The sequence below is a fragment of the Pyxidicoccus fallax genome (genome assembly GCF_012933655.1).
GTDB classification, from domain to species: Bacteria; Myxococcota; Myxococcia; order Myxococcales; family Myxococcaceae; genus Myxococcus; species Myxococcus fallax.
In genome coordinates, this window is record NZ_JABBJJ010000128.1 from 1 (window position 1) to 11,646 (window position 11,646).

At 73.1% G+C, this 11,646-nt stretch carries 8 protein-coding genes; 2 read left to right on the plus strand and 6 right to left on the minus strand.

All coding sequences use genetic code 11. The annotated features are described in order from the left end of the window. From HG543_RS25615 to HG543_RS25635, 5 genes are all read right to left on the minus strand, one after another. Positions 1-1,256: caspase family protein (locus HG543_RS25615; RefSeq protein WP_169347481.1), on the minus strand; the 1,256-nt coding region annotated here is incomplete at its 3' end. Next, positions 1,253-2,221 carry a hypothetical protein gene (locus HG543_RS25620; protein ID WP_169347482.1) on the minus strand — a complete coding sequence of 323 codons (969 nt, stop codon included), beginning with the start codon at positions 2,219-2,221 and terminating at the stop codon, positions 1,253-1,255. The genes HG543_RS25620 and HG543_RS25615, both read right to left, overlap by 4 nt. A 10-nt stretch (positions 2,222-2,231) precedes the next feature. Continuing rightward, positions 2,232-2,915 carry an RNA polymerase sigma factor gene (locus HG543_RS25625; protein WP_169347483.1) on the minus strand — a complete coding sequence of 228 codons (684 nt, stop codon included), beginning with the start codon at positions 2,913-2,915 and terminating at the stop codon, positions 2,232-2,234. A gap of 11 nt (positions 2,916-2,926) precedes the next feature. Continuing rightward, the gene (locus tag HG543_RS25630; protein WP_169347484.1) at positions 2,927-4,138 is read right to left on the minus strand and encodes an RCC1 domain-containing protein; all 1,212 of its coding nucleotides are present in this window, start codon (positions 4,136-4,138) and stop codon (positions 2,927-2,929) included. A 205-nt stretch (positions 4,139-4,343) separates the two neighbouring features. Further along, on the minus strand, positions 4,344-5,828 hold the full coding sequence (locus HG543_RS25635) for a DUF4397 domain-containing protein (RefSeq protein WP_169347485.1): 1,485 nt from the start codon (positions 5,826-5,828) through the stop codon (positions 4,344-4,346). Between the two features lie 280 nt (positions 5,829-6,108). On the opposite strand from HG543_RS25635, the gene HG543_RS25640 reads away from it, so the two are divergent. Both HG543_RS25640 and HG543_RS25645 read left to right on the plus strand, forming a co-directional pair. Then, a complete protein-coding gene (locus HG543_RS25640) occupies positions 6,109-8,133 on the plus strand; it encodes a S9 family peptidase (protein ID WP_169347486.1) in 2,025 nt (674 codons plus the stop codon). Positions 8,134-8,333: 200 nt separating this feature from the next. After that, complete coding sequence (locus tag HG543_RS25645) at positions 8,334-8,879, plus strand: hypothetical protein (protein WP_169347487.1); 546 nt, start codon at positions 8,334-8,336, stop codon at positions 8,877-8,879. Positions 8,880-8,914: 35 nt separating this feature from the next. Here the strand turns inward: HG543_RS25645 and HG543_RS25650 are convergent, their stop codons facing one another. After that, positions 8,915-11,620, minus strand: a complete 2,706-nt coding sequence (locus HG543_RS25650; protein ID WP_169347488.1) for a sensor histidine kinase — start codon at positions 11,618-11,620, stop codon at positions 8,915-8,917. Positions 11,621-11,646: the final 26 nt, after the last annotated feature.

Genomic DNA, 11,646 nt, shown 5'->3' on the forward strand with positions numbered 1-11,646 from the left:
GGGAAGTCCACGGCGGGCACGCCCGCGGAGGTGACATAGCCCTCGTAGAAGTCCCGGCCGAAGGGCATGGCGAAGAGTCCCTGGAGGAGGCTCTCCTCGGCGGCGCCCCGGCGGGCCAGCTCGGGCGGGCCGAGCTCGGGAAGGCGCGGAGTCTCCAGGTCCGCGCGCCGCACCCGTGCCTCGCCGCCGGGCATGCGCAGCCAGTAGGCGTCGCGCTCGGGGAGGGCCAGCACGAGCGCCTCGCCCGGTGTGCGGTGGGCATCCGCGAGCCGGACGCCGAGGGTGTCCTCCACGGAGACACGCGCGCCCGTGGGGCTCGGGGGCAGTGTCAGGCGAGGGCCCGTGGGAGCGGGGCCCACCAGCGCGCGGGTGGGGCTGAGCGCGGGAGGAAAGGTCCGCACGGCCAGGCGGGCGCGAGGAGAGCGGACTCCGCGAATGGCCGAGGCGACGAAGGCGTCCAGCTCGCTGTACTCCACGCGGCCATCGGCGTTGACGTCCGCGCCGCCCAGCAGCGCCGAGCGGGCCGCGTGGCTGAAGACTCCCGCGCGAAGGCGGGACCACTCGTGTGTTTCTCCTTCGTCGCTCTCGGCGAAGACGGCGCCCACGCGCGGGTGGCCGGCGAGCCGCTCCTGCTCCAGGGCACGGCGAAGCCTGCGCAGGACGTGCGGGTCTCCCCCGCGACTGCCCACCACGCCCGCCGCGTGGCACGCGTCCACGAGCAGGTGCACGTAGTCCGCTTCCAGCCGTTCGATGACGCGGCCATAGAGGCCGTCCTGGTCGAGCCGGCCATCGGCGAGCGTGAGGTAGGCGTGGCCACTGTCTCCCGTGCGGCCGTGGCCCACGTAGATGAAGAGGACGTCCACGGTGCGGCCGAGCGCGCGGTCCTCGGCGTTGCGCCGGGACAGCGTGGCCACGGCTTCATCCAGCGCGGCCACGGTGGGGACGCGCACGCCCTCGAGGCGCTCGCGCTCCGTCTCGGCGGTGTCCGCGTCCGGGACGGTGAGCAGCACGGTGTCCACGCCCAGGCGACGCAGGGTCTCCGCCCAGCGCACGCCGTCGTCATCCGCGTAGCGCAGCGGAGGCATCCCGGGCGCGTCGCTGCCGTTGTAGGCCACGACGAGTGCTCGACGGACCAGTGGGGCGCTGGAGTCCGATGGACGCGGTGGGGTTCGCTCTGGATTCGCGAAGGCGGGGAGGGCTGTCAGCAGCACGTGCAGGAGCACGAAGGGCCATGGCGTCACGCTCGCGCGGCTCAAGGCGTCGCCTCCACGCGCACGCGGTGGTGGACCCGGACGACTCCATCGACGGATTCACCCCGTGCCGCCGCGAGCGCCGCCTGCGCGCTGGAGGCGAAGACGGTGATGACCTCCACCGAGCCTGAGGCGGGCAGCTTGGGCGTCACGTCCAGCGCGGCCTCCGCCCCTGGCGCGGTCTTCACCTCGAACGGGCCTTCCACGCGGACTCCGTTCGTGCCGCGCACCACCACCGCCGCATGCGTCAGCGGAGGCCGCACCGCCGCGGCGAAGGCGAGCGCCGCGCCGGGCGGGCACGAGCCTTCACCCTTCACCTCGCGCAGCGCCGAGTCCTCGGGCACGCAGAACAGCCGGAGCACCGCCGTGGTGCTGGCCTCTCCTCGGGAGCCCCACTCCTCCTCCCGCGGCAATGCGAGCAGCAACAGCGCACAGGCCGCCACCGCCGCGAAGAGTCCGATGCCACCGGACGTCCGCCACCCTTCCGGAAGCGCGATGCCGCGCACGCGCCCGGAGTCCTTCCGCGCGAGCATCCCGGGTGTCCGCGCCGTGGCCTCATCGGAGCCTCCAAGGTCGCGGTATGCCACCCTGATGCGTGACAGCAGCGAGGGAGGCCCATCCCGCACCGGAGACGTTCCCGCCGCCGCGAGCGCGGCCCGCAGACCGAGCGCGGAGATGAACTCCAGCTCCGCCTCCGTGGGCTCCGAGAGCGCACCCTGCGCGAGGTCACGCCGCATGTTCGCCACGCCCACCGTCCTGGGCTCCGCGAGCGTGCCAGGGGCGAGGCCTCGCCGCACCTCCGCTCCATGCGCGAGCACGCGCCGCATGTTCATCACGCGCTCGTACCGAGGGCCGCACCGCGAGCATCCACGGGCATGACGGAGCACCCGGTTCCACTGGCGGGGAGTCAGACTTCCCGAGGTGGCGAGTCGCGCCAGTTGCCGGTCGACGTGCAGGGGGAACAGGAACATGGGCATCTCTTCAGGGCACGAAGTGGGGAAAGAGCAGGACCAGCACCGCGGCGGTGACGGCGGCCGAGGGCACGGTGCCGGGCTCGGAGGTGAGCCAGCCCTCGGCGGAGAGGTGGTCCATCAGCGCGCGCCGCAGCTTCGCCTCGCGCGTGCGAGCCTCCTGCCGCGACAACCCCAGGGCCGCGCCCGCGCGCTCCTGCGACAGGCCCTGCACGAACCGCAAATCCGCGAAGCTCCGCCCCGCCTCGTCCAATCCATCCAGGAACCGGCGCACGAGTTCGCGGGTCTCCGCCTCCAGCGCCCGGTCCTCCGGGCTGGGGCTGTCGGTGGCGAGCCGCTCCACGATGGGCGTGTTCTCCAGCGGCACCGCTTCCCGGGCGATGCGTCCCGCCGCGCGCAGCACATCCACCGCGGCCTGTCGCGCCAGCGCATTGAGCCACGCCTCGAACGGGCGCACGCCGTCGTAGTCCCGGCGCGCCTGCTCGCGGAAGGCGCGCACGAAGGTCTCCTGATGAGCGGCCTCCAAGTCCAGCGGCCCCACGCGCGCGAAGCCCGCCGGCCCGCGCGCCACATACGTGCGCGAGAGGAAGCGGGCCACATGGGCGGAGTACGCCTGATACACGCGAGCCAGCGCCGCGGGCTCGCCCCGGCGGAATGCCTCCAGCAATCCCACGTCATCGCGCAGCAGCGACATGCCGTCCTCCCCTAGGGGGCATCGAGCCCCTCCACCGCCACGGGCGCCACACGGTCCATCTGTGTCCCGTCGCCGAGCTGTCCCTGGGCATTGCCGCCCCAGCACCACACACGCCCATCCCGCAGCACCGCGCAGGCGCTCGTCATGCCCGCGGCCACGTCCTCGGCCTCCTCGGGCAGTCCCGCCACGCGCACCGGAGCCGCACGGTGCAGCCGCGTCCCATCCCCGAGCTGCCCGGACTGGTTCTGTCCCCAGCAGCGCACGTCGCCGTCAGCCACCACCGCGCACGTGAAGGCCCACCCGGCGCGCACCTGGCGCACGCCCGAGGCAAGGCCCACCGGCCGCACCGGGCTGACGCTGTCGAGCGCCGTGTCATCCCCCAGCGCTCCCGTCGCGTTGGAGCCCCAGCACGCCACCTCGCCGTCGCCCACGCGCGCGCACGTGTGGCCTCCACCCGTGGCCAGCGCCCGCGAGGGCCCGGGCAGTCCGTCCACGCGTACCGGGCCCGACGAGCGGTCCACGCCGGACTGGCCGTCCCCCAGCTCGCCCGAGGTGTTGCTCCCCCAGCACCACGCCTCGCCCGCGGCCGTCGAGGCACAGGTGTGCGTGGCGCCCGCCGTGAGCGCGGTGAGGTTGGCGGGAAGGCCCTCCACCAGCACCGCGCGCGTGCTGTGGGTGAGCGTTCCGCCACCCAGTTGCAGCCGGTCATTCGCCCCCCAGCACGTCACCTGCCCGCCCGCGTGCAGCGCGCAGGAGTGCGACTGCCCGGCGGTCACCGACGTGACATTCGCTCCGAGCCCGGGCACTTCCACCGGCTCCAGTGACGCCTGGGTGTCCCCCGTGCCGAGCTGCCCGCGCGAGTTGTCGCCCCAGCACCGCACGGTGCCGCCCTCCAGCACGGCGCAGGTGTGCTGGCCTCCGGCGCTCACCGAGAGCACTCCCGAGCCCAGCCCGCGCACGTCCACGGCGGTGGGCCGAGGCGCGCGCGTGCCATCGCCTACGAGGCCCGCGTCACCCCAGCAGCGCACGCCGCCCGTCTCCAGCAGGGCGCACGCGTGCCGTGTTCCCACCGTCACCTTCCGCGCCTGCCCTCGTTGCTCCGGGGGCTGACACGCGGTGGCGGACACCTCGGGCGTGCACTCCAGGTCCGCGGCGCCGCGGATGGGATCCAGGCATGCGCCGCACAGCAGCAGGACGAGTACGGACGAAAGTGAACGCTTCATGAGCGACGGCTCCCCGTCATGGGTCCATGCAGGTGCGACACGGCAGAGGGGATACGTCCGAACCGAAAAGGCGTTTCCGTGAGCGGCCGTTTCACCGCACGAACCCGAGATGACGCCTCGGGCGGGACGGCTCCTGGAGCGAGAGGGAGGCGGGCGCCACGGGGGAGGGTGTGCCGAGGCGCCCGCCTTCGAGGACAGCAGGGGATTAGTGGCTCTCGGGCTGGATGGCGACAGCGCTCCACGGGGAGGTGCTGGTGTTCACGGCCACCAGCCGGAAGGACGCCTCGTTCTCGCCGTGCGTGGGCGACAGCGCGCCCGCGGCCACCGCGAAGACGCCCTTGCCGATGAAGATGGAGGTGTCGATGGCGAAGCGGGCCACCGGCGCGCGGTCGCTGGCCGCGGCCGCCGCGACGCCCACGGTGACCTGGGTCGCCGGGAGCTCCACGCCCGCGGCCGCGGAGGCCTGCCGGTACGCCACGTCGTTGAACGCCGCGTTCGCGGGGACGAGCCCGCTGCCGTCGAGCGGCGATACATCCACCACGGGCGCGTCCGGCGAGGCGTGCACCACGCGCAGCCGCAGGCTGTCCGCGTCCGGCGTGAAGCCATCGGCGAAGGCCAGCAGCTCGAAGGTGGAGTCGGCCGGGTCATTGCTGGCGGGCGACAGGAAGCCGGCGGCCACCACGAGGTAGCGCTCGCCGGCCATCAGCGCGGGCGTGTCATCCGCGGCGGCGGGGTTGCCGGACGGGCGCGTGGCGCCGGCCGCGTGGGCGAAGACGTCCAGCTTGTAGGTGCCCGGCGGCACCTGGATGGGCGAGGACAGCTCGCCGAAGCTCAGGTCATCCACCAGCTCGCTGTTGCCGACGAAGACGTCCACCGGCGGCGCGTCCGGCGAGCCATGCAGCGCGTAGACGACGGGGTTCTGCCGGACGAGGCCCACGCCGGCCGCGAGCAGGCCGAAGCCATTGGCCGCGCTCGGCTTCGCGGAGAGCTGACCGGTGGCGATGACGAACACCTCGCCGCGCGAGGGCAGCGGGGGGATGGTGAAGGCCGTCACCTTGTTGCCACCGGCGCGCACGCCCACCTGGAAGGACTGGCCGGCGGGCAGGTCCACACCCGCGGCGCCGGTGTCCTGGAAGCGCTCCAGGGAGGACACCTCGGACGAGCCGTCATCGTTCACGTCCAGCGCCACGGTGGGGGCATCCGCGCCCGCGTGGACGATGCGCACCCGCGCGCGGCCGTCCACCGGGGCGCCGAAGCCCTCCGCCAGCGGCAGCACGCGGAAGGACTGCGCATTGTCGCTGGAGCCGAGCAGGCCGGCGGCCAGCGCGCTCACGGTGGCGTTGGTGCTCAGCGTCAGCGGGCCGGTGGAGTACACCGGGGCGGAGCTGGCCGGAGCGCCGGCCGGGCGAATCTGCACGTTGTACGTGCCCGCGGGCACGGTGACGTAGTTCGTCGTGTCGCCGTACTTCACGTTGGAGAACAGTGGGGCCGCCTGGCCCGCGGCGTAGATGTCCACCGCCGGAGCATCCGGCGACGCGTGGATGACGCGCAGCCGCGCGTTGTTGGTGGGGGCGGGCTGCTCCGGCGGCGGCGTCTCGTCGTCATCGTCACCGCAGCCCGCGACCAGCATGGACATCGAGGCGCTCAGCGCCGCCGCCAGGACCCGGTGCTTCCAGAAGCTCTTCGGCATGTTCCTCTCCCGTGTTCGAAGGCCACCACTCCAGAAGGGGGTGGGGCGCGTCGTCGCCCGCCCTTACGGAAGGAGGCCCGGAACCTGGTTGATGAGGCCGTGCTGTCCCTTCGCGACCACGGGACGCGCGGGCGCCGGAAACGTTTCTGGGGCCCGCGCGTAAGCAGCACGAGTGTCGGGGAGTCGGCACGCGTCAGAGGTGGGCCACGCCATCGGCGGCCCCGCACGGTCGAGGTGTGCCCGCGCGCGGGAGGCGCTGCGCTGCTAGCGTGCGCCCACCATGAACCTTGGAGCCCTTCCCCTCGTCGTGTCGCTGCTCACCGCGCAGGCACCCGCCTCCGTGCCTCCGAAGGCGGCGCAGCCCCAGAAGACCGCGCCCTCGCAGGTGCCCGGCATCGCGCCGCTGCCCGGTCAGCCCAACCTCTGGGTGAGCAACGTGCCGCAGGTGCCGCAGGAGCTGCGCCAGCGCATGGACCAGTACCTGGAGGCCCGCTCCGCGTCGCTCGTGGACGTGAGCAACGACGGCAAGCAGCTGCTCATCTCCACGCGCTTCGCGGACACCAACCAGCTCCACGTGGTGGAGTCGCCCATGGGCGCGCGCACGCAGCTCACCTTCACGGACGAGCCCATCAACCAGGCGCGCTTCCAGCCCGGCAACCCGCAGGTCATCTACTACCTGCAGGACAAGGGCGGCGGTGAGTTCTTCCAGGTGTTCCAGCTCGACCGGCGCACGGGGCGCTCCGCGCTGCTGACGGACGGCAAGAGCCGGCACGAGAATCTCCGCGTCTCGCGAGACGGCCGCTGGCTGGCGTACAGCGGCACGGGGCGCAACGGGAAGGACGCGGACGTCTACGTGGCCCCCACCAGCGACCCGCGCCAGGCCCGCCGCATCACCGAGGCCGAGGGCACCTGGTCCCCGATGGAGTTCTCACCGGATGGTTCGAAGCTGCTGGTGACGCAGTACCGCGCGGTGGATGACGCGGACCTGCACGCCGTCGACCTGAAGTCCGGCGAGCGCCGGCAGCTCACGCCGAAGGAGGGTAAGGGCAGCGTCAACGCCGCCGTCTTCAGCCAGGATGGCCAGTCCGTGTACCTCGTCACGGACCGCTACGGGGACTTCAACGCGCTGTACCGGCTGGAGCTGGCGAAGGCGCCCCTCGCGGAGGCCCCGCCGTCGCTGACGAAGTCGGTGCAATGGAACGTGGTGAGCCTGGCGATGTCGCCGGACGGCCGCCGGCTGGCGGTGGGCGTCAACGAGGAGGGCTATGGCCGGCTGTACCTGCTGGACACGCGCACGCAGGCGCTGACGCCGCTGGACGTGCCGAAGGGGGTGGTGTCCACGCTGCGCTTCCCGCTGGAGCGCTCGGACGTGCTGGCCTTCTCCCTGGGGGACGCGCGCTCGCCGCTGGACGCGTGGACGGTGGATGTGAAGACGCGCAAGACGACGCGGTGGACGCGCTCGGAGGTGGGCGGCATCGACCCGGCCCTCTTCGTGGAGCCGGAGCTGGTGCGCTACCCGTCCACGGACGGCGTGCGGGTGCCGGCCTTCCTCTACAAGCCGAAGGGGCTCACCGGGAAGGCGCCGGTGGTCGTCATCTTCCACGGCGGACCGGAGGCGCAGAGCCTGCCTGGCTTCAACAACTTCGCCCAGTTCCTGACGACGGAGATGGGCATGGCGGTGCTGGTGCCCAACGTGCGCGGCTCGGACGGGTACGGCAAGGCGTATCGGGCCATGGATGACGGCGTGAAGCGCGAGCAGAGCCTCGCGGACATCGGCGCGACGCTGGACTTCATCGCCGCGCAGAAGGACCTGGATGCCTCGCGCGTGGGCGTCTACGGCGGCTCGTACGGCGGCTACATGACGCTGGCGTCGGTGGCCTTCTACCCGGAGCGCATCAAGGCCGCGGTGGACGTGGTGGGCATCTCCTCGCTCGCGTCCTTCCTGCAGAACACGCAGGCGTACCGGCGGGACTTGCGGCGCGCGGAGTACGGCGACGAGAGAGACCCGGAGGTGCGCAAGGTGCAGGAGCGCATCTCCCCGCTGAACGCGGTGGAGAAGATGCGCGCGGCGCTCTACGTGCAGCAGGGCGCCAACGACCCGCGCGTCCCGCAGTCGGAGGCGGAACAGATCGTCCAGGCGGTGCGCAAGCGGAGCCCGGATGTCTGGTACATGCTCGCCACCGACGAGGGCCACGGCTTCCAGAAGAAGGACAACCGCGACTACGCGCAGATGACGGCGCTGATGTTCTTCGAGAAACACCTGGGCACGCCGGGTGCCCGGGGTGGGGCGTCCGGCTCCCGGTAGTGGCAGGAACCGTCGGGGCGCGGGGCGTGGCCTCTCGCCCCGTCCCCGGGTGGGGGCCGAGCGGGCGGGCAGGCGCGGATGACCTCCACGGGGAAAGTAATTTCCAGGGGTTGGCCCCAGGGGAATGACGGGCCGGTATGCGGTGTGCAGACTGTCGTTATCACTCCTGGGGACTGGATTTCAGGAGAGGAGGACGCCGTATGAAGCGCTTTCTGATGCCGCTGCGCCGGGGTGTGCTGGTGGTGGGCGTGTTGCTGGGAGCGGGGGCCGCGGTATCGGCGCCCCGTGAGGACGCCATCAACCTGCGGATTGCCCGTCAGCAGTACAACCTGGTGATGACGCCCGAGGCGGTGACGGGGGCGGACTTCCAGATTTCGCGCTCGCCCGGGGAGCTGCGGGGGCGCACCTACCTGGGCAACTTCACGCTGGAGGTGAAGGACGGCCAGGTGAAGGGCGCGCTGGGTGGCGCCGCGGTGAACCTGAAGGTGTCGAAGGAGGGGGACGCCATCATCGCCAAGGGCGGCTTCGGCGGGCGCCCGGTGAACTTCAAGCTGAACCCCTCCGAGCTGGAGGTGTACGTCCGCGACTGCACCTACCGGCTGAAGGCGCAGGAGCCGCAGCGCTACTACGTGGGCAAGCGCAGCTGCGACGTGTCCGCGACGCCGCCCTCCGAGGTGTGGCTGCCTGACGAGTTCCAGGCCGCCAGCCCCGAGGAGAAGGCCGTCATCCTGCTCCTCGCGCTGTGAGCGGCGCTTCCAAGGCCTGAAGGGGGGCGGGCCACTCACCCCTCGGCCCGGGGCAGCTCCACGGTGAAGGTGGAGCCCACGCCGGGCTCGCTGCGCACGGTGATGTGGCCGCCCATGGCCTCGACAATCTGGCGGGTAATCCACAGCCCGAGCCCGAAGCCGCCGTAGTTGCGCTCGGATACGGCGCGCTCGAAGCGGTGGAAGAGGCGCGGCAGGTGCTCGGCGGCGATGCCGATGCCGCCGTCGCGCACTTCCATGCGCACGCGGTCCCCGGTGGCCGACAGCTCCACGCGCACCGGGTTGCCCCGCCCGTACTTCACCGCGTTGGACAGCAGGTTCGTCAGCACCTGGTCCAGCCGCAGCCGGTCCCACTGTCCGCACGCCTCCGTGGCGAGCACCAGGTGCAGCTTCGTGTCGGTGCGCGCCAGCTCCGGCTCGAAGCGCTCGGCCACCTCGCGCACGAGGGTGCCCAGGTCGAGCGGCTCGGGGCTCAGCTCCAGGCGCCCGGCGCTGATGCGGGACATGTCCAGCAGCTCGTCGATGAGCTTCGTCTGCCGCTTCACCTGGCGGCCCACGGCCTCCAGTCCCCGGCGCAGGCGCTCCGGGGCGGGGCTCTCGGGGGAGCGCTCCAGGCCGCCGCGCAGCAGGCTCTGCACCTGGAGCTGCAGCGCGGTGATGGGCGTCTTCAGCTCGTGGCTGGCGATGGAGAGGAACTCCTCGCGCAGGCGGATGGCCTGCCGCGCCTCGCGGTACAGCCGCGCGTTGTCGATGGCGAGCGCCGCCCGCCGCGCCAGCTCCCGCGCCAGCTCCAGGTCCCGCACGTCGTAGGAGCGCCGCGAGGTGACGAACATCAGCGCGCCCTGCGTCTGTCCCCGCATCTCCAGCGGCACGCACAGCCACGCGCGGGCGCTCCACCGGGCCGGGTCGGGCGTGTCCGGCGCCGGTGACGCGCACAGCTCCGGCGCGCCCGTCGCCATGACCCGGGACACCACCTCCGCCGCGGCGGCCAGGGGACTGTCGGACTCCACGCGCGGGGTGTCCGCGAACGCGGTGGCCACGCATCGGACGGCGCCCGCCTCGTCCGCGAGGAACACGCCGCACGCCTCCGCGTACGTGGGCACCGCCAGGTGGGCCACGCGCTCCAGCGTCTCCTCCTGCTCCAGGCTGGAGGCGAGCACCTCGCCGGCCTCCGCGAGGAAGCGCTGCGAGTCCTCGCTGCGCTTGCGCTCGGTGATGTCCACCACGATGCCCAGGCACTGCGGGTCACCGGCCGGGGAGCGCAGCAGCGCCGTCCACAGCGCCACCGGGATGGGAGTGCCGTCGCGCCGCCGCTGCTGCGTCTCCACGCCCGACAGCGAGCGGCCCCGGGCGACGCTCTCCAGGCTGCGGCGGAACTCCTCCTGCTGCGACTCGGGCACCGCGGGCAGCACCTGGCCGAGCACCTCGTCCGCCGTCCACCCGAACATGCGCTCCGCGGCGGGGTTCCACAGCCGCACGGTGCCGTCCATGTCCAGCAGCATGATGGCCGCGGGCGACGCCTGGATGACGGCCGCCAGCGTCTGGTGCGCGTCGCGCAGCGCCGCGCGCGCGCGCTGCTCCTGCTCCAGCAGCCGGGCCCGGGCCAGCGCCTGGGCGGCATGGTGCGCCAGCAGCTCGAGGAAGGCGCGCTCGTCCCCGTCGAAGGCGTGGGGCTCGGCGAAGGTGAACAGCAGCGTGCCCAGCGCGCGCCCGTCCACCGCCAGCGGCAGGCACACGGAGGAAGGCGCCGGAGTGCCCCGCGCGCGCCGGCAGCGCTCGGCCAGCTCCGGGAAGCTGGCGACGAGCGCGTCCGGCGTCTCCAGCCACACCGGCCGCGCCGCGCGGATGGCCTCGGTGATGGGGGAGGGCTGCTCCAGCGGCACCACGCCGAAGACGTCGGCCAGCATGCGCGAGTCCTCGCCCTTGCAGCGCAAGAGCCGCGCCTGGCTCTCGCCGGGCTCCACCAGCCACAGCCCGCCGCTGCGCGCGCCCACCGCTTCCACGCCCTGGTCCACGACCACCTCCGCCATGCGCGAGGCGGTGAGCACCTGGGACAGCTCCGCCGTCACCCGCTGCAGCCGCGCCAGCCGGCCCGCGGCCACCTCCGCCGACTGCCGGGCCTGCCGCTCCGCCGCGTACGCGCGGGCCACGTCCAGCGCGAGCGCGGCGCGGTCCGCCAGCTCCTGGAGGAGGAGCTGCTCGCCCGCGTCGAAGGGCGCCGCCGACGGCTCCCGCCAGACGGTGAGGGTGCCCAGCCCGCGTCCCCGCGCGCGCAGCGGCAGCACCAGCGAGCCGGTGAGGGGCAGGCGCTCCAGCATCCCATGGTGCTGCGGCGGGAGCTGGCGGCGCAGGTCTTCCAGTTCCAGGCGCGGTACCACCATGGCCACGCCCGTGCGCAGCACCTCGGCGGAGGGGCCCTCGTCCGCGCGCAGCACGGGGGCGATGAGGTACTGGAACAGGGGCCGGGCCTCCGGCGACGCCGACGCCGAGGCCACGGTGCGCAGCCACCGGCCGTCCTCGGAGCGCAGCCTCAGCGCGCACGCCGAGCCCAGCAGCGGGACGACGAGCGCACAGAGCCGCTCCATGACGGCGGGAGGCTCCAGGCTGGCGTCGGCCAACAGCCGCGAGGCCTCCGCCAGGAGCGCCAGCCGCTCCTCCACATCCGGGGCCTGGGCCCCGTACTGCCATGCCTCACCCAGTCTGGAGACCGCTGCCATGGACATTGAGACACCCTCGCCAGGACATGGGA

What these genes read in the sequence shown, in the direction of transcription:
- HG543_RS25630 (WP_169347484.1), bottom strand. Translation starts at nt 4,138, where the DNA reads ATGAAGCGTTCACTTTCGTCCGTACTCGTCCTGCTGCTGTGCGGCGCA.
- HG543_RS25625 (WP_169347483.1), bottom strand. Translation starts at nt 2,915, where the DNA reads ATGTCGCTGCTGCGCGATGACGTGGGATTGCTGGAGGCATTCCGCCGG.
- HG543_RS25645 (WP_169347487.1), top strand. Translation starts at nt 8,334, where the DNA reads ATGAAGCGCTTTCTGATGCCGCTGCGCCGGGGTGTGCTGGTGGTGGGC.
- HG543_RS25650 (WP_169347488.1), bottom strand. Translation starts at nt 11,620, where the DNA reads ATGTCCATGGCAGCGGTCTCCAGACTGGGTGAGGCATGGCAGTACGGG.
- HG543_RS25640 (WP_169347486.1), top strand. Translation starts at nt 6,109, where the DNA reads ATGAACCTTGGAGCCCTTCCCCTCGTCGTGTCGCTGCTCACCGCGCAG.
- HG543_RS25620 (WP_169347482.1), bottom strand. Translation starts at nt 2,221, where the DNA reads ATGTTCCTGTTCCCCCTGCACGTCGACCGGCAACTGGCGCGACTCGCC.
- HG543_RS25635 (WP_169347485.1), bottom strand. Translation starts at nt 5,828, where the DNA reads ATGCCGAAGAGCTTCTGGAAGCACCGGGTCCTGGCGGCGGCGCTGAGC.